20 protein-coding genes are annotated in these 21350 nt (G+C 51.4%); 7 read left to right on the forward strand and 13 right to left on the reverse strand.

Annotated elements, in window-relative coordinates; all coding sequences use genetic code 11:
• The first annotated feature begins 509 nt into the window (after positions 1-509).
• Both hxlA and hxlB read left to right on the forward strand, forming a co-directional pair.
• Positions 510-1145, forward strand: coding sequence for a 3-hexulose-6-phosphate synthase (gene hxlA, locus NNL21_RS09480; RefSeq protein WP_204817337.1), 636 nt, complete (start codon positions 510-512; stop codon positions 1143-1145).
• A gap of 2 nt (positions 1146-1147) precedes the next feature.
• Positions 1148-1708: a 6-phospho-3-hexuloisomerase gene (gene hxlB, locus NNL21_RS09485; RefSeq protein WP_204817335.1), complete on the forward strand. Its 561-nt coding sequence runs from the start codon at positions 1148-1150 to the stop codon at positions 1706-1708.
• 257 nt (positions 1709-1965) lie between these two features.
• Here the strand turns inward: hxlB and NNL21_RS09490 are convergent, their stop codons facing one another.
• The 3 genes from NNL21_RS09490 to NNL21_RS09500 all read right to left on the reverse strand — a co-directional run bounded on the left by NNL21_RS09490 (position 1966) and on the right by NNL21_RS09500 (position 5380).
• Entirely contained in the window at positions 1966-2781 is an 816-nt protein-coding gene (locus NNL21_RS09490) for a carbohydrate ABC transporter permease (RefSeq protein WP_204817334.1), read from the reverse strand.
• Positions 2782-2796: 15 nt separating this feature from the next.
• Positions 2797-3675 (reverse strand): carbohydrate ABC transporter permease, encoded by an 879-nt coding sequence (locus tag NNL21_RS09495; protein ID WP_204817332.1) that lies wholly within the window; start codon positions 3673-3675, stop codon positions 2797-2799.
• Positions 3676-3778: 103 nt separating this feature from the next.
• Entirely contained in the window at positions 3779-5380 is a 1602-nt protein-coding gene (locus NNL21_RS09500) for an ABC transporter substrate-binding protein (protein WP_204817330.1), read from the reverse strand.
• Between the two features lie 398 nt (positions 5381-5778).
• On the opposite strand from NNL21_RS09500, the gene NNL21_RS09505 reads away from it, so the two are divergent.
• On the forward strand, positions 5779-6900 hold the full coding sequence (locus NNL21_RS09505) for a LacI family DNA-binding transcriptional regulator (protein WP_204817328.1): 1122 nt from the start codon (positions 5779-5781) through the stop codon (positions 6898-6900).
• Positions 6901-7180: 280 nt separating this feature from the next.
• Here NNL21_RS09505 and NNL21_RS09510 read toward each other — a convergent pair whose 3' ends face one another.
• Complete coding sequence (locus tag NNL21_RS09510; protein ID WP_204817326.1) at positions 7181-12922, reverse strand: choice-of-anchor I family protein; 5742 nt, start codon at positions 12920-12922, stop codon at positions 7181-7183.
• Between the two features lie 182 nt (positions 12923-13104).
• Between NNL21_RS09510 and NNL21_RS09515 the strand changes: the two genes are divergently transcribed.
• Positions 13105-13263 (forward strand): hypothetical protein, encoded by a 159-nt coding sequence (locus tag NNL21_RS09515; RefSeq protein WP_204817324.1) that lies wholly within the window; start codon positions 13105-13107, stop codon positions 13261-13263.
• Between the two features lie 13 nt (positions 13264-13276).
• Here NNL21_RS09515 and NNL21_RS09520 read toward each other — a convergent pair whose 3' ends face one another.
• The 8 genes from NNL21_RS09520 to NNL21_RS09555 form a co-directional block, all read right to left on the reverse strand.
• Positions 13277-14107 (reverse strand): SMP-30/gluconolactonase/LRE family protein, encoded by an 831-nt coding sequence (locus NNL21_RS09520; protein WP_204817322.1) that lies wholly within the window; start codon positions 14105-14107, stop codon positions 13277-13279.
• A 39-nt stretch (positions 14108-14146) separates the two neighbouring features.
• Positions 14147-14749, reverse strand: coding sequence for a carbohydrate-binding family 9-like protein (locus NNL21_RS09525; RefSeq protein ID WP_204817320.1), 603 nt, complete (start codon positions 14747-14749; stop codon positions 14147-14149).
• Between the two features lie 220 nt (positions 14750-14969).
• Positions 14970-15209 (reverse strand): ferredoxin family protein, encoded by a 240-nt coding sequence (locus NNL21_RS09530; protein WP_204817318.1) that lies wholly within the window; start codon positions 15207-15209, stop codon positions 14970-14972.
• A 106-nt stretch (positions 15210-15315) separates the two neighbouring features.
• Entirely contained in the window at positions 15316-16119 is an 804-nt protein-coding gene (locus NNL21_RS09535; RefSeq protein ID WP_204817316.1) for a folylpolyglutamate synthase/dihydrofolate synthase family protein, read from the reverse strand.
• Positions 16120-16165: 46 nt separating this feature from the next.
• Positions 16166-16576, reverse strand: a complete 411-nt coding sequence (locus tag NNL21_RS09540) for a 2Fe-2S iron-sulfur cluster-binding protein (protein WP_204817314.1) — start codon at positions 16574-16576, stop codon at positions 16166-16168.
• Between the two features lie 37 nt (positions 16577-16613).
• A complete protein-coding gene (locus tag NNL21_RS09545; RefSeq protein ID WP_204817312.1) occupies positions 16614-16865 on the reverse strand; it encodes a YuzB family protein in 252 nt (83 codons plus the stop codon).
• A 6-nt stretch (positions 16866-16871) separates the two neighbouring features.
• Positions 16872-17240, reverse strand: coding sequence for a globin domain-containing protein (locus NNL21_RS09550; RefSeq protein WP_256555137.1), 369 nt, complete (start codon positions 17238-17240; stop codon positions 16872-16874).
• A gap of 93 nt (positions 17241-17333) precedes the next feature.
• Positions 17334-18005 carry a helix-turn-helix transcriptional regulator gene (locus tag NNL21_RS09555; RefSeq protein WP_256555138.1) on the reverse strand — a complete coding sequence of 224 codons (672 nt, stop codon included), beginning with the start codon at positions 18003-18005 and terminating at the stop codon, positions 17334-17336.
• A gap of 230 nt (positions 18006-18235) precedes the next feature.
• Between NNL21_RS09555 and NNL21_RS09560 the strand changes: the two genes are divergently transcribed.
• Together NNL21_RS09560 and NNL21_RS09565 are read left to right on the forward strand one after the other, a co-directional pair.
• The gene (locus tag NNL21_RS09560; RefSeq protein WP_204817308.1) at positions 18236-18475 is read left to right on the forward strand and encodes a ferredoxin family protein; all 240 of its coding nucleotides are present in this window, start codon (positions 18236-18238) and stop codon (positions 18473-18475) included.
• A 93-nt stretch (positions 18476-18568) separates the two neighbouring features.
• Positions 18569-19483, forward strand: coding sequence for a GNAT family N-acetyltransferase (locus tag NNL21_RS09565; RefSeq protein ID WP_204817306.1), 915 nt, complete (start codon positions 18569-18571; stop codon positions 19481-19483).
• 109 nt (positions 19484-19592) lie between these two features.
• Here NNL21_RS09565 and NNL21_RS09570 read toward each other — a convergent pair whose 3' ends face one another.
• Positions 19593-20129 (reverse strand): NADPH-dependent FMN reductase, encoded by a 537-nt coding sequence (locus NNL21_RS09570; RefSeq protein WP_204817304.1) that lies wholly within the window; start codon positions 20127-20129, stop codon positions 19593-19595.
• Positions 20130-20322: 193 nt separating this feature from the next.
• Between NNL21_RS09570 and trhO the strand changes: the two genes are divergently transcribed.
• A complete protein-coding gene (gene trhO, locus NNL21_RS09575) occupies positions 20323-21270 on the forward strand; it encodes an oxygen-dependent tRNA uridine(34) hydroxylase TrhO (protein WP_204817302.1) in 948 nt (315 codons plus the stop codon).
• The last annotated feature ends 80 nt before the right edge of the window (positions 21271-21350 follow it).

Below are 21350 nucleotides of genomic sequence, written 5' to 3' on the forward strand. Positions count from 1 at the left end.
TTCACGGTAACTACACCACTTTGAAGTGCGTACTTCCAATATCGAAACTTCAGTCTTAGAATAAATCTTGTTCCACTTAAACACAACACAAAACTTAAGCCCCTGCATTCGGGATGCGAAGTAAGTTTTGTTTCGAAGCTTATCCTGGGTGCATGACTACACAAAACTTAGGCCTATGCTTCCGAAGTAAGTTTTGTTTCGAAGCTGATCCTGGGTGCATGACTACACAAAACTAGGCCTATGCTTCCGAAGTAAGTTTTGTTTCGAAGCTTATTCTGGGTGCATGACTACACAAAACTAGGCCTATGCTTCCGAAGTAAGTTTTGTTTCGAAGCTTATTCTGGGTGCATGACTACACAAAACTAGGCCTATGCTTCCGAAGTAAGTTTTGTTTCGAAGCTTATTCTGGGTGCATGACTACACAAAACTAGGCCTATGCTTCCGAAGTAAGTTTTGTTTCGAAGCTTATCCTGGATGCATGAACACACAAAACTTTAGGAGTGATTATTATGAAACTTCAACTCGCGCTTGATCTTGTAACAATTCCAGAAGGCATCGAATTGGTGAAGGAAGTCGAAGCTTATATCGATATCGTGGAGATCGGAACCCCGGTCGTCATTAATGAAGGGCTTCGAGCTGTTAAAGAAATGAAAGAAGCTTTCCCGAATCTGAACGTGTTAGCAGACCTGAAAATTATGGATGCGGGCGGTTATGAGGTCATGAAAGCTTCAGAAGCCGGCGCTGATATTATTACCGTTCTAGGCGTTGCTGATGATTCTACCATTCGCGGGGCCGTCGAGGAAGCCAAGAAACATGGCAATAAAATCATGGTCGATATGATCAATGTCAAAGATATCGAAACACGGGCGAAAGAAATCGATGCTCTCGGCGTAGACTATATTTGCGTACACTCGGGGTACGATCATCAGGCGGAAGGGAAAAACTCCTTCGAGGAGCTGTCGGCGATCAAGCGCGTCGTTAAACAAGCGAAAACCGCTATTGCAGGCGGCATCAAATTAGATACCCTGCCTGAAGTAATCAAAGCCAGTCCGGACCTTGTCATTGTAGGCGGGGGCATTACCGGCGTGCAAGATAGGAAATCTACCGCTTCCACCATGCAGCAGCTGGTCAAGCAAGGCCGCTAGTTATGTCAATGACACCGTATACGGATGGCATCCTTGATGAAATAAACCGCACGGTGAAATCGGTCTCCGAAGCTGAAGTGGAGCTGTTCATTCATCGCTTACTGGCAGCCAGATCCATTTTCGTTGCGGGCGCGGGCCGATCTGGCCTGATGATGCGGGCCTTTGCCATGCGGTTGATGCATATGGGGTTGAACGCTTATGTTGTCGGTGAAGCCGTAACCCCCGGCATTAAGGAAGGCGATCTGCTCATTATCGGCTCTGGCTCGGGCGAAACGAAAAGCTTGGTCGGCATGGCTGAAAAAGCAAAGCAGCTTGGTGCGGGCGTGGCCATCATCACCGTCAAGCCGGAATCGACAATCGGCCTATTAGCGGAAACGATTATTCACATTCCCGCCTCCCCGAAGGAGACGGCGGATCGCAGTGGAGCATCCACCGTCCAACCCATGGGTTCATTGTTCGAGCAAAGTATTCTGCTGCTGTGCGATGCTGTCGTGCTGCGAGCGATGGAGATACAGGGCATCGACGCGGCCTCCATGTTCGGCAGGCATGCGAATTTAGAATAACGAAAGAACCATCAGGAGCAGTTCTCCTGATGGTTCTTCTTCATTCCCCAAACTGAATATGTTCAAATGGATCTTCCACTGCATAGTGCAAAGATGCCATCGATCTTTCTATGCCTGGGTATCAGCATGGTTAGGAAGTCATATCCGGGCTGGCAGACGGCAGCGTCGCTCCACTGTCGGCCCGGCCTCGTAAGCAGCATTGTTATGATAACCATGCTTTGCTGATTACATGCGATTAGGGTTTATTTCATGCTAACCTAAGACTTCACGGCACCGGAAACCATGCCTTCAATGTAGTATTTCATTCCGAACAAAATAACGATGATCGTTGGGATACTGCCGATGGCATAACCCGCCGTGGACAACCCAAGATCGGAGCTTCCAGCCCGGTTAAGACTAACCGCTGCCATCGTAAACGTCTGATTCTCTTGCTTCAGAACGATGAATGGCCATAAGTAATCACTATACACGGACAGGAACGTAACAATTCCAACTGTAATGAGGATCGGGATACATAGCGGCATCGCGATACGCAGATAGAGATACCATTCACTTGCGCCATCCATGCGCGCAGCTTCGAATAATTCCTCCGGAAGAGATTCAAAGAATGTCCGGGTCAGCATAATGCCCAGCAGCTGCGTGCCGGCGATATAAGGCAAGATCAAACCCCAGAAGCTGTTGGTCATGTTCAAATTCGAAATCGTGGCGTACAAAGGAACAATCGTCAGCAGCGAAGGAATCATCATCACGCCAATAAGCAGCAAGAACAGAAGTCCCTTAAGCGGAAATTGATGACGCGCAAACACATAGCCAGACAACGAGCCGATGAAGACCGCACCGATTACGGTAACAACGCAGACGAAGAGGGAATTGCCGATGCTGTCTTTCACGACCTTCCACGCTTCCGTGTAATTAGCCCATTTCGGCGTGTCCGGCAGCGACCAGAAATCGATCAGAATATCGAGATTATCACGCAACGAGAAGACAAGCAGCATGAGGACAGGAATAAGTGTCAGGACCAAAAGAAGCACTAAAACCGTGCCTCCGATCCATTTAGGCATACGAGCGGACATGGGTTCGCCTCCTTGTCAATGGTCCGTCTTAAGTACTTTAAGGTTAAAAATGGTGAGCGCAAGAATAACAAGGAATAACGCTACGCCGATAGCGGAGCCATAACCATATTCCGAGCTGCCGAATGCGGCTTTGTACATGAGAATAGCCGGATTAATGGTTGCGGTGCCGGGACCGCCGTCCGTCATGACCAGGATTTTGACAAAGTCCTGCAGACTTCCGATAATCGTCAGAATCGTAACCAGCTTGAACTGCGGGATCAGGAGCGGAAGGTGAATTCTTGTTAATACCTGCCAGCCATTGGCCCCGTCGATCTTGGCCGCTTCAATCTGATCCTGGCTAAGATTGCCGATGGATGCGTAGAAGATCAGGAAGTTGAGTCCGGAGATGAACGGAAATCCAAGGGCAATAAGCGCCCATAATGCCGTATTCTCGTCACCGAGCCACGGTCTCGTCCAGCTGTCCAGACCAAACGATAGAAGGACTTGGTTGATCAAACCGTTGGTCGGATCGTACATATTCTGCCAGAGCAGAATAGTAACGATGCCCGGGAAGAGCATTGGCAGAATGAAGCCGGTCCGGAAGATGTACTTCAGACGGCTTCCACCGATCAAATAGATGAGCTCAGCTGCGGCAAGCGGGAAAATAATCGATTTAACGACATCCGTTACCGTATAGATGAGCTGGTTCAGCATCCCTTTACGAAAGATGGCATCACTGAACATGTTGCGGTAATTATCGAAGCCAATCCATTCCGACGTGACCAGATTCCATTTGGTAAAGGAATGGAAGAAGGCCAGGATCATCGGGTAATACAGGAAGGCGAACACGAAAGCAAACGATGGAATGAGAAATAAATAAGAGGTGCCGTATTTTTTCCAACGTGCGGTATTCATGACGTTTTGACACTCCTTTCATCACGGGCGGGCCGTTCGGATGAAAAGACGGAAGGGGATGGTTGGAACCATCCCGCCTCCGCCGTTCACGGCAACGCCTTTATTACGGATTCGTTTTGACATCGAGATCAAATTTACTTGCCTCGATAAATTTCTTATTCGCCTTTTTAGCGAACTCCGCTTTCTGCTTCAGGAACTCTGCCAAATCAATTTTGTCCATGTAGTACTGCAATTGGAGCGCCTTGGCTTCCGTCAAGAGCGTCTGGTCATTGTTCGTGTTGCCGCCGCTTAACGTTCCGAGGGATCCGTTCATGTTACCCGAAACTTTAAAGCCTTCGAGATAAGCATTAATTTCATCCGATAGCGTAACGCCCTTCACGAGGCTAGGCCCTTGAACGAACTGGCCTGCCGCAAGCGTCGTTTCGTATACCTTCTGTGCAACCTCAGGCGAGAACAGGTATTGCAGGAAATCTTCCGTGCGCTTCTGCTGCTCGGCATCCTTCTTGTTTACAATGGAGAGCTGGTGGCCTGGAACCAGAATGCCGCGCGGCTCGTCTGGGAAATTCGGATCTTTCTCTTTGTAAGTAGGGAATTTAAACGTGCCCCACTCGAAGCCTTTATCTCCCAGCTTCTGTTGATCTTGAACCAGCTGTCCAACCTGCCAGCTGCCATTCCAGTAGACGGCAGCCTTGCCGCTGATGAACAGTTTATACAAATCGGCGTCCGAGGTTGTCGCGTAACCCGGTTGATAGAACTTGGAAAGCTCCTTCAGCGTTGTCCAGTACTTCTGCTCGGCAGCGCCTTGATTGTCGTAACGGCCTTCTTGGGCCAGAATCTGTACGCGTTCTTCGTCGATGATTCCGCCAACGTCGAACATCGGATTGCCTGGCTCATACTTAATCTTGCTGTTTACCGCTTCAACATCAGGCGTATTACGGGCATCTCCCGGCTGAACCAGAATTTCAGGAATCAAGCTTCTAGCCGTCCAGTCCATGAATGCGCTGCGCATCCAGCCTTCATAGTCGGCTGCAATGTTGAATGGCATTGCAAGCGGGATGTAGTTCTTTTCTTTGATTTTTTGCAGGGCTGCAAACAAGTCTTCCCAAGTCGTCGGCGCTTCCGTAATGCCAACTTCTTCGAATATTTTTTTGTTGTAGTAGAAGCCGGTACCTACAAGGTCGAAAGGAAGCATGAAGATCTTGCCGGATGCCGTCATCATGTTTGGATGATACTTCTCGTCGACGCCATCATAGATGGATACGTCGTTGTTATAAGGGTTCGGCTTCTTGGCGAACTCGTCAAGCGGGAGCAGCCAGCCTTTGTTCAGGTTGTTGTCCGGCGAGTCGCCTGTCAGGTTGGCGTGCACGATATCCGGAGCATCCTTGCCGCCTGCTGCCATCTTCGCTTGGAATGAAGTGATAAACGCGCTGTTGTCAGTCGCAATATCGATCGTGACCTTCGTTTCCGGATGCAGCTTCGTGTACTCTTCAGCTGCTTGCTTCAGGCCGTCCGTGTAATAGTTGGTGATCGTGGCAAATACGACGGTCCGGGTTTCTTTACTGGCTTCGTCACCCTCTGTACCAGCGTTCGTGCCGGCGTTTGTACCTGTATTGGAATTGCCGTTGCCGCCCGAGTTGGATGAGCAAGCAGCCAATACCGTCATGACAAGCACGAGTGCCGTTATGAGACTAATGATTTTTTTCATGGTAAATGTATCCCCCTGTCTAAGTAGTCTTTCGTGTCAATTCGGATATTTTATAAAATCGTTTTATAAAATGATGTCTACTCCCCCTTTCACCTCCACTAATCCTCCAGGATCACCGATTTACTGATAATATAAGGCATTCTTATTCCATCAGTGGCATTGAAAGCACTTACATTCATCAGTTTTTATCATCATAACATTTTGATGCTTTTGTACACAACATTAAAATAAATCCAACTTTTATCTTAGTAGAATGTGCTTATTTACTGGGTTTTCCACGATTTTACTATAAAAATAATGACAAAAAACGTTTTTATAAATGTAATTGACGACATTTCCTGCCTTGTGTTAGGTTACTAGTATACAGTTTGCTAATTTCATATGAAAGAGGGGTCCGGATGATTAAGAAGAAGAAACGCGCTGTAACGATCAAGGACATTGCCCGGGAAGCAGGCGTTTCGATTTCTACCGTTTCCTTCGCCTTCAACGGGACCGCGCCCGTAGCACAGGAAACGAAGGATCGAATCTTCGAGGTGATCAACCGGTTAAATTACCGGCCAAACTCCGCGGCTCGTGGACTTGTCACCCGAAAAACCAACAATATCTGTCTGTTCACGCCTCATCCCACCTCCGATTTCTTCTCGTTCTCGGGCAATGGCGTATTCTCGGATCTGATGCAAGGGATTGGGGAAGTGCTGGATCAGAAGGACTATAACCTGCTAATCTCCTGGGATACCGTCGGCCATAAGGCAAAGACGCCCAAGCTCATCCGTTTGATTCGGGAACAAGCGATGGACGGTGTTCTGATTTGCTTGCCCAGCCAGGATTCCTCCATCATTAACGAGCTCAACGAGCATAACTTTCCGCTCGTTATTATCGGGGGAGCGGACAAGAACACTGCGGTCAATACCGTTGACGTCGACAACCATGAGATCTCTTACCGGGTCACACGTCACCTGCTGGAGCTCGGACATAAGCGTATCGCTTTTATCAGCCCTGGACAGCTGGAGTTTCTCGTATGCGAGGATCGTCTGGAGGGGTATAAAGAAGCCATGTCCGACGCCGGTCTTAAGCTGCGCGATGACTACATCTACATCGGCGATGAAACCGAAAGCAGCGGGTACCGTGCTGTGGAAACGTTCTTATCCTTGAAGGAACCGCCAACCGCCATCGTTGCCGGACGTGATATCCAGGCCGTCGGCGTTCTGGAATATACGAAGGAGCACAATATAGCCGTTCCCGAGACGCTTGCGCTTGTCAGCTTTGAGAACTCCCAACACGCCGAGAAGCATGGCATAACCTCCATCACGACCAATCTCTATGAGATCGGCAAGGAAGGTGCGAAGCTGCTGATCAAATTGTTGAATCGCAAGAAGGAACGGGCTGCGCAGAACATGGTCATCCCATCAGGGCTTGTCGTGCGAACCAGCAGCAAACCTTCGGTATCCGAACCTCCTGCCCCGTCCGATTCTACGGAAGAAGAAGTCACCCGCGTCAGGACTCGAGGTCGAAAAACGTAAAGCAAGCGGTAAGCATAGATCCTTTATTTCCCGTATACCACCAATCCCTATCTTAGAAACATCAACCGCCTTCCATTTCAAAACGTAAGCGCATACATGAGGCCGGAAAAGCGTACTCGTACTATTTCCGTCGAGGCCGTCGTATCGGATGCGATTCAGCTCGCAATAATACCCGAGCTGTCTTTCATCCTTGAGGAGATGTCCTCCTGCTTAAGCAGATAAGAAGAGATCCTGCGGTTGCCGCAGGATCTCCTTGTTTCTAATTACGATCACCCGTTGGTCAAGCTGTGAATTTCAGGTCTTTCAGCGCCCGCAGCAGGATAACCGCCGCTTGAGCGCGCGTTGCCTGATCCGAAGACGCGAAGTCTCCTTTGCCGTTCCCTTGCATGATCCCCTTGCCGGCAAGCAGCGCAGCCGACGCCGACGCCCATTTCGGAATGGCTGTGCGGTCCGCGAACTTGCTCAGTGCATCGGTTCCGCTTCCTCCCATGCCCGCTTCAGGCTCGACGGCCTGTATGGAGCGGGCGATCATGACGGCCATCTCCGCCCTTGTAATGGCAGCGTCCGGCGCGAATTTCCCTGCTTCCTTGCCTGTTACGAGCCCGAATTTGACAGCCGCTCCAATCGATTCAGCATACCAAGCATTCTGCTGGACATCCACGAATGCCGCCGCATCGCCTTGCGCCGGATTCAAGCCGAGACCGCGAACGAGCAGCGCTGTAAATTCGGCTCTTGTAATCACCTGGTCTGGCGCGAAATTATTCGCGGATACACCTTTTACAATCAGCTTGGAAGCCATCTTCTCCGTATCGTTCTTCGCCCAATGGCCTTTCAGATCGGCGAACTCCTTGCTGTATTTCATTACGGCATAGATGCTGTTGCCCGGCCGTTTCATCTCGATCGCCGGCTTTCCGTTTACGGTCTTGCCAACACCTGGAACGAACATGAACTCGCCTGCAGCCGGATCGTACATAACTGCTGCAGCCGTCGTTATGTCCGCGGTAGATGGCAGGTAGATGACGCGAGCCACGTACGCAGCACCGAAATCATTCACCGCTTTCTCTTGATGGTCTGCAACAATCGCAACCTTGAATTCGATCGCCGTGCTGTCTACAAGGCTCGCTCCCATCGATTGCGCCTTCGCACGCAGTGTTTGCTGCAGCGAGTCATCGACTGGCGCGATCGATACCTGAACGCTGACACCGCTCAGGGAGGCTTCACCGCTGGCTGCCTGCGTCAGATGAAGCACGTGCAGCGGGAGGCTGTAGCTCGCCGCAGCGGTCTCGATCACGATCGTCATCCCTTTGCCGCTGGCCGAAGCCAATACACCCGCTGGCAGCGACACGACGGTCGGCCCGCTGAGCGTCTGAGCTTGGATGACAATTTGCTTCTGCCCGCCGGAGGCCGCGGTCTCCAGAGCGGCTTGCAGAGACTCCGCTTTAACCATCACATTATGGACGATTTGTCCGGATTCGCTCGTCTCCGTTACGACCTGCAGCGCGTCATCGCCCAGCTCGATCTTGCCTGCCCCCGGGGCGGGAGTTGGCTCCGGCTCCGGTTTCGGCTCCGGCTTCGGCGTCGGTACTGGTGTCGGCACCCATCCGCCGCCACCGCTTCCGCTTCCGCTGCCATTACCACTGGATTTCGCCCTTTCTATAATACGACCCTCGACCGCAGGAGCGATGGTATCTCCTAACGAGTTGACATGCGCGATAAAGATTTCATAATCCGGGTATCCGAGGTCCTCGTGATACGCTCCATCCGCAATTGCCTTCGCGAAAGATGCATAGCCGTCTCCACCATTCGCGACGAAGCTGTTGGTCGCCAGACGATAAGTGGCCGACAGATCAAGCGATGCGTAACCTGAATCCTTCTTTATTTCCACGTCGTAGACTTTGCTGCCGGCAGGCTGGCTCGGATCCCACTTGAAGCGCAAGCCCGCGACCTGCGGGAATTTGCCCGGTAGATCCGTCAGCTTGGCCCCGCTAATGCCGTTCTCCAAACCGTCCTTCAGCGCTTGCCCGGTTACGTCCAGCACGTACAAGGTGTTGCCGAAAGGCATGACCGTGCGCAGCTCGCCCATCGTAATGTCGCCTTGATCGATGGAAGCCCGGATGCCGCCGCCGTTCATGATGGCCACATCGGCATTCTTCCTCTCCTTCGCCCATGCAAGCATGCCGTCGGCGATGAAATTGCCCAAGTTCGTTTCCTTCGAGCGGACGTCGCTGCGTTCGCCGTTCAAGATCACGTCCGACTTGCCGACAACCTGCTTCTTCAGTTCCTCCAGCTCGGCGTTATACGGAGCCAGCTTGCTCTTGGCTGCCTCATCCTCCGGCACATTGGCATCGACTGAAAGGAGACGGCCTGTCAGTTGGTTCTCTCCCGTCTGAACAACGCCCTGTTCATCGAACGTCAAATCTACGCGGCCGAGGAACCTGCCCCACTCGTTCGCCTGGACGATAATGGTCGGCACGCCTTCGTTCATCACCGTTTCCGGTGCGTCCAGCTTCGTGTGGGTATGGCCGCCGACGATCAAGTCGATGTCCTTCACCGCCTGCGCGAGTTCTTTGTCCCGGCCGTAGCCAAGATGGGACAGCGCGATGACGATATCGACGCCTTCCGACTTGATCGCTTCCACCGTGCTCGCAGCCGCTTCGGCGGCTTCGGCAAAGATGATATCTTGGCCCGGGCTAGACGTTTCCTTCGTATCCTCGGTCGTCAAACCGAACACGCCGACCTTATGACCGTTCACGTCAAGCACAATATACGGGTATACGCCCGCGTTCGCAATCGTCTTATGAGCGTTGGCATCGAACGCTGCCGGTGCTTTGACCAGCGGACCTAGATGGCTGTCCCGGCTGAAATCAATGTTAGCGCTGACTAGCGGGAACCTGGCTTGGCTTACGAATTCCGCCAGCGGGCCCGTGCCCTGGTCGAATTCATGATTGCCGAACGTCATGGCATCATAGCCCATGTCGTTCATGAATTCCAGGTCTGCCAGTCCCATCCACTTCGTAAAATACAGATCGCCGGAAAACACGTCGCCCGCATCAAGCAGCAAGCTATCGCCGGTTTCATTCCGGACTTGCTTGACGAGCGTCGTCCGTCTGGCCACATCCGCCAAATGAGCATGCGTGTCGTTCGTGTGCATAACGGTCAGCTTCCATGGACCATCTACCGTTACGACCGCTTCCGCCACCCCGTAACCATCGGTGCTAAGAGCAGTTATCGTCGCCGTTCCCTTGGACACCGGCGTCACATTCCCATCTTGATCTACAGTCGCTGCTGCCGTATTGGAAGAGGACCATTCCACGGTCGGCGCTCCGTCGCCCGCCAGCTCAACGACGGCATGCAATTTCACTGCCTCATCTCCCGAGCGTAGGGAAATCGACTTCTTGTCCAGCGTGACCTTCGTCACGTTCAACTGCAGAACGGCTATCGTTCCGCCGACTTCATTCGCCACCAGCAACAGCGGCAGCCCCGTCGGACTGTCCGTTGCGGGAATGAATTCGAGCCCTTCCGGTCCGGTATCCGTATTCAGGCCTTTCGTGAAATCACGGGTATTCGTGTAATTGACGAACTCCGGTGCGGCCGGGTCTGTAACGTCGTAAGTCATGATGCCGCCGATGCGTTCAAGCCCCGTAAAGACTAACGTTCTGCTGCCGACCGCACCGACCGCGACATATTCCGGTTCCGGTCCTTTCTTGGTGCTGCGGCTGTCCAATGTCGCATTGCTGTTGCTCGCGTTAAAATAGTCCGGCAGGCGCTCTCCGGTAATGCGCTCAAAATCGCTTCCGCTGTCATATACGTGCTCCATCGTGTCGGCATTCCAGATGGAGAAGGAACGGCCGCCGTACAAATAAACGCCGTCATTCCCCATGTCGCTCGCGGCTTCCACGCCATCGTACATATTGTTCCCGCTTAGGAACGCGGCCGCCGGTGAGACGGGATCCAAGCTATCCTTCAGCTTTTTGATCGTCGTCGCATTCTTCCTGCCCGGCCAATCGGTCGCATCCCCTTCGTTGGCGGTGAACAAGTACTGGGTTCCGTTCAAGCTGTAAGACGCGATTCCATCGGGCATATACATGCCGAAGAACGGAACATTTTCCAGCTTAACGGCGTTGTCTTTCACTACATCCAGTGCGTTGTTCGGATCTTTCAAGTCTTTATAGCCCAGTCCCTTGACCGCGATCACCTTCTTCGCGGCAATATCCACGGTCGCGATGGCGTTATTCTCCTGAAGCGCGACATAAGCCTTCGTCTCATCTTCGGAGAGCGTAATATATTCCGGCTCCAAATCCGACAGCGCGTCCGCCTTCGGGCCGCTGCCGCCGATCAATCCCGTAAGCGGATCGGCTGCACCGCGAATATGAACGCCGTCGTCGATCACATCCGGATTATCGAATTCGACATGTACCGCCTCATCCGTCGTCGTATCGACGATCGTCACAGTGCCTTTCGGATCGACCGTGCCCGAGCGGAATTCGCCTTCGTCCGCCGACATGACGTGCTTGCCGTTCGAAGTGAATTTGACCATATCCGGCTGAACGCCGGCTTCATACGTTTTTAGCAGGTTCCCGTCGTAATCGAGCAGCAGAATGCGGCCCGCTTTGGTCGGATCGGCCTGCTGCACGGCAATCGCGACCCGCTTGGTTGCCGTGTTCACATCCACGCTCGTCAAATCGCCGAACATGAAGCCATCCGTTTCGGAAAGTTCCTTAACCGGAACCGACTTCACCTTCGTGAGCGTCTGGCTCGCGGTTAAGGCCACGATATCCAGGCTCGGCGGGTTGGCAGAGCCGTTCACCACATACATGTTTCCGTTATCCTTGTTGTACTTCACAATCTCCGCAACGCCGCCATCCTCGTTCGAAGATCCGACTGCATATTCGCTGATTTTCTCGACTGATAGCTTGTCGGCAGCCACGGGAGGCTTCGCCTGCCGAACGTTCAGCGTCAAATCTCGGTCGATCGCAGCGGCAGGTATCGCGCTGTCGGTTACGACGATCTTCACTGCAGGCGTCCCTTCCGTACCCGGCTCTGGCGTTCCCGCTATCGTGCCGCTGGATGGATCGATCGCCAAGCCCGAAGGAAGGCCTGCAGCCGAATACGTATAGGGTGGCTTACCGCCAAGCACAGCGATCGCCGCGCTATAAGCCGTTCCGACGCAAGCTTTCGGCAGGGCGTCCGTCACGATGCCAAGAGGCAGGGGCGTCAAGCCCCATGCGCCGTCGGCACTGCTGCGCGGGCCTTTGGCGCTGAGCGTCGCCGCATCCGCAGCGCTATAATCAAGCTGCTCGAAATCGGACCTGTTGTGATCCGCATCGGTCAAGGCTGCGCGGCGCAGCGCATTTTTCTTAGAGTTTCCTTCATTCTTGCCTGTCCGATATTCCGTCTCGTAACCGTCGATCAGGTTGCCGTTATCGTTGCCAGCCGTCCCGAGCATGTCCACATAACCCGCAGGCTTCGGCTCGGTAGCGAACGGATTCGCTTCCGCGAGCAGCGTCTGGTTGCTGACCAGCGCGACCTTCAAGCCTTTATTGTTGATGTAGCGGTCGAAAGAAAGATCTCCTTTTGCCGAAATATCAATCTTCGGTGAAGACGCTCCGGTTGCTTTCCCAATAATTAAATAGGAGGAATGCTTCTTGATCGTACCGGTCAGGTCGAGTTTCTCCCAAGGGCCTGTTACACCGCCATTATTCGTCAGTCCGGTATCGGTATACTGCAAGGACCAGCCGGTCAGCGACACATCGCTATCCGTCGGATTATACAGCTCGATGAAGCCGTTTGAGATATACGTATCAGGCGCGCTGTCCAGACCGCCTCCATAGACCTGGTTGATAAATACATGCGGTACGGTAACGTCGTAGCTGCCGTCTACCTGGTAAGGCGTTCCCGCGATCGGCGAATTGCCCGGCGTATCGGCCGCCAGAGCCGTCCCGCCGGCGACAATCGTTCCAGTCAGCATTTCCGCCGCGAGAAGCAGCGCCAGCAATCTCTTCCCTCTCCACTTCCGTTTCAAACCGCAACCACTCCCTGTTTTATGTGATTACGGCCATTGTAAAGATTAAATGTTTTCGGAAGCGCCCTATTGTTTGGAGGTTTTGTAAATAGCTTTCTCGGAGAGAGAACGAGCCACCTATAGCCCGATCAGGCTAACGAAAGTGGCCAAGCAAGCGGCTCGGAGAAGAGTCCGCACGCAGCATGATCAATGCACAGCAAAGACCGGCACGGGAATGGAACCCTGCCGGTCTTGCGGTTTCTGATGATCGCCCGTTATATTCAAGCACGGACAATAGGGAACTTGCTGGCTTCCGCCCGGGCATTCGCGGCCAGCGGATCGCGGATCAAGCCTGGTATTAAAGAGGCGTCATTCTTACTCGTTCCACATGCCCCAGCAGCGTCCTGGACGGTCGATGGCAAACGTCTGCACGCCGCCCCTGTCGGCGACGGTTACGTAGCATTGTTTGCCATCGGGACCGCCGAAGCAGAGATTCGTGCAATCGGTGCCCTCCAGCCTGATCTCCTGCAGCAGCTCTCCCTGCGGGGAAAGCTTCGCTACGACGCCCTTCCCATGGCGTGTAACATATAAGTTACCATCCATATCACAACGCATGCCGTCGAGCGAATAATCGTCAAAGGCGATGAGCAGCCGCTTGTTCGAAATCTCCTTATTCTCGCTTAAATCATAGACCCAGATGCGTCGCTGCGCCGACTCGTTGACGTATAAGACATCCTCCTGCGGCCCAATCTCCACGCCGTTCGTCGTTCCCATATCCTGTTCCATCAGCGTAACCTCTCCAGATGGATCGATACGCCACAGATTGCCTGTACCATTGCCCCAGTTGGGATCGCTTGCAAATATCGTCCCGTCACCGTGGATGCAGATATCGTTGGGCTGATTCATCCGCGGCTCATGGGCGAACACGGATACCGCTTTCGACTCCATATGGACGCGAAGGATATTGTGTCCCGTGTAATCGGCGATAAACATATCGCCTTCCCGGTTGAAGCGAATGCCGTTGCCGATACTTCCTTCAGGCAGCTCCAGCCACAGCTCCCCGCTCCCATCCGGCGTAATCTTGCCAATCGTGCCTTGCTTCGCATAATTAACCGCGTATAAATTGCCGTCCCGATCGCAAGCCGGCCCTTCGATGCCGCTGGTGAATACGTGCTCCTCGGTAAGCTTGCTGCTGACTAAGGTCATGCGTATCTCTCCTTCCTGGATTCGAATCAAGCCTTCGCCCTAGCGGACGAAACGTAACGTTCCGAAACGCGATGGAATATGATAGTTGACTGCACCGGTCGGCGACCAGGCTTGGTATTCCCGCTTGCCGTCCCGCTTCTCGTCAATCCGGTAGAAATTGACGCGCCAAGCCGTGCCGTTCTCAGGTTTAATCCGAAAATGGGAGAGCGGCAGCTTCATAAGGAATATCCAGGAAGTGCCAACCATGCGAACCTCGGTCTCGAGCCCATCCGCATCCCAGTCGGTATCGACGGTAATTGATTCGCCATGGTTATCAATCATCGCATCGAAGATGACGTTGCGGGGACTGAATTCAAACTCCATGTAGCGGGTCCCGTTACCCGCTTCATCGATGAACAGCTCAACGACATCCTCATCGTAGAGAGGATCGTCCCGTTTCGTAAAGTTTGCAACCATGTAGTCGTCCTCGCAGTCGAATCGGACGTATAGATACTCGTCGTCCCAGCAAGCTCTGAATCCGGTTGCATCCTGCACGGGCCCTCCGTCAACGACGTTGACAAGCGAAGTCTCCTCTATCGTGTCCCACACCGTGTCATCGTACTTCACATACCTGCAAGCCAATTGATAATTTTGTTCCGCCATTCCTTCAACAGCCCCATTCTGCGTCATTATGGTCGTTTCTATGCTTGTCTATGTGCTTGATGTAGTTCTATTATCCTCGAAAAAGGCAGCGGCGTCGATTACATGCGGCAAATTATTTTCTAAGCTGAAAATAGTTTGCCGCATCGTCCAAACAAAAACGGCTGCACTCCGATAATCGGATGCAGCCGCGGCATGATTCACTTTCACTTCTATAATGGTCCTACTTGCTATTAAAAAATTGAACGGCCTTCTCGATGTAAGACTCTTCTTCTTTCGGAACGTCGTCGATGTAGTAAATAGCCGAAACCGGACACATCGTTTCACACGCACCGCACGAAATGCAAACGTCTGGATCGATATAATACTGATCCGGACCTTCGGCAATACAGTCAACCGGACAAGCTTCTACACAGTCGGCCGCCTTCTCATCCACGCAAGCAGAAGTAATAATATAGCTCATTTGATATACCACCTTTTCTTAGTCTTTGTTTCATCAGATTGAACATCAGCCGATGAATCATATTGTTCTCAATTGGGCTGCTGCAGAAGCTGCCTTGCTGCGGCAATTACCTCAACTGATGCCAATCATCTTCAATTAAAGCTCCATACCGTTGACGCAGCAATTCCGATGTCATGATCGCAATAGCTGTTGCAAGCCTGTCAGCTTCCCGGCCCGAAGCTACCCGGACATTCTCCAAAGTCCGGTAAGGACCTTCAAAATGGATCAGCAGGTCGTTCGAGAAGGAAATGACGGAACGGTATCGGAAGTCTCGATAGCCCGAGTAATGGCTGCTTTTGAGCTCAGCTGTTCGCTTATCGATCTCCTCAATGGTTTCTTGACGCTTGATTCCGGTAATGACGGGTACGTACGAACGAACCGCGGTTTGGATCAAGTCGCTATTCCGTTCACCTGAATCCATTATAACAGAAAGAATGGGAATAATGATGTCCCCTAATTTCCATAATGAACCGTCCCCAGTCTCCCAGATGACAAAATACGGACAAGCCTTGCGCGCAAAGTAGACGATCGCGATCGCTGCTGTTATTTCTTCCTCCGTCAGACTGCCTAAACCTAGCTCGGCAATCGTGCCTGCCATAGATCGAACCTGCTGCTCGACTTCTTCTGCGACATCCGCAGGCATTTCATTCCCATTGTAGGTGATCGAGGAGAGTGAGCTTCCCGGGGCACAGGAATATACCCCTATACCATACTGACTATGCTGTAGAATCGTGCGTAATACCGTACTTACTGCTGCCACTCCTTCGGAGCCTGACACCTGAATGACCTTCAAGCGGCGGTTTGGCAAGTTCAGCATTTCCATAAGCTTCTCCATCTTGGTGTCTGATACCGTTGTAGAATGAGCTGCCAAACATAACACCTCCACCCAAGGGCAATTATCCCTGCCTGTTATATGTTCAAAAATAAGGCGTGTATTTCACGGTAACCGGTCCGGCTGATCGGATTCGAGTTTGACAAGCTAAGCGATAGCCTTCTTCAAGCTCTTCAGGCTCCAGCCGGTTCAATTCCGCTTCATTCGATTCCGATAAGTATTCACTTCCATCCACGACAAGACAACGGCAGCGCGCGCATGTACCCCGTTTGCAATTTGAGTTCCAATCCACCTCATGCTTCTGCGCCAGCTCCAGAATCGTCATCCCCTCAGGCGCTTCCACCTGCCGGCGAATGCTGCGGCCAATCAACACCACATCAGCCTTTGGAATGCGCGCCTCATGGGGGTCTGTCTCGGCTGAGACGGGACGATCATCGGATTCGACGGATGATCCGGTCTTATTGGGAATCAGCTTGCGCAAGAACGAGAATTTCATGAGGCAGACCCGCTTTCTGTACCACTTACGTGTGTTATTATTCGAAGAACGCCTTGATTTCCTCTTCAATAGCTTCTTTCACTTTGCCGAGGCATTGCTCTTCTGATTTATCGTATACTTTCTTTTGGTTAACCATTGCGTACGGCCTTGCCCGGCACAGATTGCACATGGACAAGCAGTCCGTACGTTGAATGGCAACCTCCGGATATTCGTCCTCAAGATCCTCCAGCGTGTGCTTGGCCATGGCGTTGCGCACACATACTTCAACGACAACCAGCCCTAATCCCATCCTAAATTATCCCTCCGTATTAATGAAGAAATAGGCGGTATGGGATAATCGTTCCAGCACGCTTTCGCGAAGCGACGCATCCGGAACTCTTTCTTCCAAGGCTCGCCTCATGCACGACAGCCACGCATCTGCCCGCCCCTTGGTAATTTCGAAAGGCAAGTGACGCGCTCTCATCCTCGGATGACCGTGCACGCTTGTATACAGAGGCGGCCCTCCAAAAAATTGCGTTAGAAACTGCCCCTGCTTCTCCATCACCGGCGTAATATCCTCTGGAAACAGTGGTGCAAGCAGCGGATCGGCCACTACGTTTTGATAAAAAAGAGTCACGATCTTATTGATTTCGGGCGTCCCGCCCAGCTGTTCGTATAACGTCATTCCAGTTCGCCCTCCAATCATGAAAATCCCTTAGAATTGCTGCGGTTAACTGCCGTTTCAGTACAATAATTATCTTGAATAAGCCATGTTATGTCAATCCTCAAACCTTGACCTAACAAGGCTTGAGGATGGCTGATTTCGCCGCCGGATTGTGTACGCGCATTTGGTTGAGCCATGTGATAAACATTCGGGCCGCGTGATATCCGCGCCTAACAAGGCTCCGAATAATTTCAGCTCGCACTGGCAGACATGCTTATATTGAACAGCTATTCGAGAAATCGGACAATTATGCTCGGTAAACAGAAATTCATCCTCGCGTATCTTCTGCCAATCCACCATATATCCATTATCGTTCTGGATCTGGGCAAGTGTTGCAATCTTACCCTCTAAGTCTTTGCCTTCCATCGATCCCGCGTATTTATTGTATAGGGTTTCCGCCCGGCGCTCGAACAGACGATCAACCATCCCAGGCTCCGTTTCTTGTACAAGCTCATCCAGCAGGTCAAGGGCAACCGCGTGATATTGATTGGGAAACAGGCTATCCGCATGTGCGGTCAAACGATACATCGCCGTTGGACGGCCCATGGGCTGCCTTACCGTTCTCGACTCCACGAACCCATCGCGTTCCAGTACGTCAATATGGCGGCGGACAGCCATGCAGGTAATGTTCAGTCGATCGGTCAGCTCCTTGGCGCTGAGCTCGTCGTTCGTCTTGAATAGATGCAGGATCATCTCTCGTGTCGATAAATCGTCTTTTGGTTTCACTTTTGTTCACCACCTGATCTTTGACCTGCAGAGCCACTCCTAGTTAATAAACATAATACTATACTATATCGATTATTGTACCTTTCTTTAAACAGTGATGCAACTTACGCAGGGCTGCAATTGGTTAGGTTTTTTATGGTTTTATATTGACTAACTATTAAGAGAGAACTACACTAAATTTGTATCATGGGATAAGCTATAACAAACCATCATAAAGGAAGGGATTCTATATGCCATTTGTAATCGTTGAGCCGTGTATCGACGAGAAAGCAGCCGATTGCGTCGATGTATGTCCAGTGGACTGCATTGCCGAAGGTCCGGATCAATACTTTATTGATGTCGACACCTGCATCGATTGCGGCGCATGTGAAGCTGCCTGTCCCGTTGAAGCCGTTAAATGGGATTCCGAATTGACAGAAGCGGAACAAATATTTGTAGAAAAAGCAGCTCAGTTCTATAGCACCCGCTAATAAAAAGCCATCCCTGCCTCTCGTGCCGGGATGGTTTTTTGGTAGTTTCCAATATATGTTACAATGGGTGAAAACTAGAGTCGAGGTGTCGCGTTGCACAGTGAACAGTTGAAGAGCATCCGTATTGAACCGTTCGTAGAGGCTTACGTTCCTCAGATGCATCAGCTGCAGCAAATATGGGCGTTTGAGAATATCACCTATGGCGTAGTGACAGACGATATAGCGGATCTAACCGCCGCTATAACCCCCTATTGTTATATCGCACTGAACGGGGATACCGTGATCGGTTACCTAACAGCTTCCGTAGTTGAAGCGAATGAAATGAATATTTTCCCAAGGGGCGGCAGCTTTATTCGGGTTGATGACGTGTATATCCTGCGCGAGTTCCGCTCACTCGGGATTGGCCGGCAATTGTTAGCTAGGTGTGAGCAGCAAGCCGTTCAGGATGGCATGAATCACTTTATGGTATCCTCCGCCACCAAGGATGCCGAAACCGTCCGCAAATTTTACATGAATAATGGTTACCATATATGGACCACGCATTTCTTCAAACGCATCGGGTCCGTTAACATCGAATATCCCGTCGGTGAATTGGACAACATTCGTTATGTAGCCGTATATACCAAACACAACGGGCAGTGGGTTCTCTGTTTCCACAAGAAGCGTCAAACCTGGGAATGTCCCGGCGGACATGTGGAAATGGGTGAAGATGCGCTCACGGCCGCCAAACGCGAATTAAGGGAAGAAACCGGCGCATCCCTATATACGCTCACCCCGCTCTGGGACTATTCACATTACGGTGAAACGCATAGCAACAACGGAAGAGTCTTTTTTGCCGATGTGGAGGCATTCGGGGATTTGCCTTCTCACGAAATGGATCGGATCGGCTTCTTCGATGACCTTCCGGGCAATGTAACCTACGACCGATCGGCCATGCTCAATAATCTGGCCCGCGTAGAGAAGTACATGCAGGCTCATGGGAACCTCAGCAGACCTCTTCAGGGATAGGTTGTTCCTAATTACTGGGAAATCTAACGCGGATAATTAACCTATATGACAATAGCTCCATTAATCACCTCGGGAATGGGGCGGTTAATGGAGCTATTGGCTGGTAACATTATGATTTTAATTGCCTTTGCATCCATACCAGCTCATGGGCCAGGTGATCGATGCGGCTTAAAGCGTCCAAATCTGTAATTTCTCTGTTTTCATTAAAATGATTGTCGTGCAGGTACACATAGCTTGGCGTAACAAATGCCCGGAAGAAGCCTGCGATCGGCTTCAATTGATTCTCGATGACGAGATAATGCTGGTACGTGCCGCCCGTGGCGAGAAACCCGATGACCTTGCCGCGGAAGGCGGACGGAGGAACGAGGTCGAACAGGTTCTTAAGCGCCCCCGTAAGCGATGCCTGATAGATCGGCGTGGATATCAAATAAAAGTCCGCCGACATCACCTGATCGATGACCGTCTTCGTATCGCCGGTATACGTCAGAGGATTCCGTCCGTCGCAGAATTGAACGTTATAATCCTTCAGATCGAGCAGTTCCGTTGTCACGTCATCATAGCTATTTTGAACGGTTGCAAGTACTTTTTCGGTTCCGATTCGGGTCTTCGAACCGGTAATTGTTCCCGAAATACCGAGTAGCTTCATCCACGAGCCCACCTTAAATATATATAGTATACTTGAATGTATGTTAATTATGATGACTGCGCTCCCTGTTGTCAATCAGCCGCAGCCGCATGCCCTTCATTATATAAAAAAAATTGACTTTGTCGACTGAATTCAATAAAATTATAAAGTTAAAGAAAGCTTTACAAAGCAAAAAATGAACAGGGTGAATAAAATGACGAACTCAGAATCAAAATATGCGGTACTTTTATTCTATAAATTTGTAAACATTCCCGATGCTCCTGAATTTGCACAAGAGCATTTAAACTATTGCAAAGAGCTTGGCATTAAAGGCCGGATCCTGATTGCCGACGAGGGCATTAACGGGACGCTGTCCGGAACAATCGAACAAACCGAACAGTATATGGCGGATATGCGCCAGAATCCGCTGTTTGCCGATATGGTATACAAGATCGATGAAGAAGAGGGACATACTTTCAAGAAGATGTTCGTGCGGTATAGAAAGGAACTTGTCACGTTCCGCTTAGACGATATGGAGCTTGATCCCAACGTCATCGGCGGTAAACGGCTGGATCCCGTTCAATTCCACGAGTATCTTCAGCGGGACGATGTTATCGTGCTGGATGGCCGGAATGGGTACGAATACGACCTTGGCCATTTCCGCAACGCGATTCGCCCTGACATTGAGGCGTTCCGTGAATTCCCGGAATGGATTCGGGAGAATATGAGCGAACATAAGGACAAACCCGTTCTAACCTATTGTACGGGCGGGATCCGCTGTGAGAAGCTGACCGGCTTCTTGATCAAGGAAGGCTTCAAGGACGTGTACCAGCTGGACGGCGGCATCGTTACCTACGGTAAGGATGAAGAAGTCAAAGGAAGACTGTTCGACGGTCAATGCTACGTCTTCGATGAGCGCATATCGGTACCGATTAACCGGACGGATGAAGATATTACGGTTGGACGCTGCATTCATTGCGACAGCCCTTCGAACCGTTTCATCAACTGCGCGAACGATATATGCCACCGGCAGCATATCTGCTGCGAAGAATGCGATGAGATTCATAACAGCCACTGCTCCGATGAATGCGTTCAGGTTACGAATGCCCTCCTCGCTCAGAAGCAGGAGAATGACAAAGCAATGAAGAACGCTGCCATCTAGACCCGCGCAGCTCATCACATAGAGAAGGACCGCATGGATGACGTATTCGTCCATTGCGGTCCTTCTTCTATGGGTAACAA

The sequence above is a fragment of the Paenibacillus mendelii genome (genome assembly GCF_024498075.1).
Classification (GTDB): domain Bacteria; phylum Bacillota; class Bacilli; order Paenibacillales; family Paenibacillaceae; genus Paenibacillus_Z; species Paenibacillus_Z mendelii.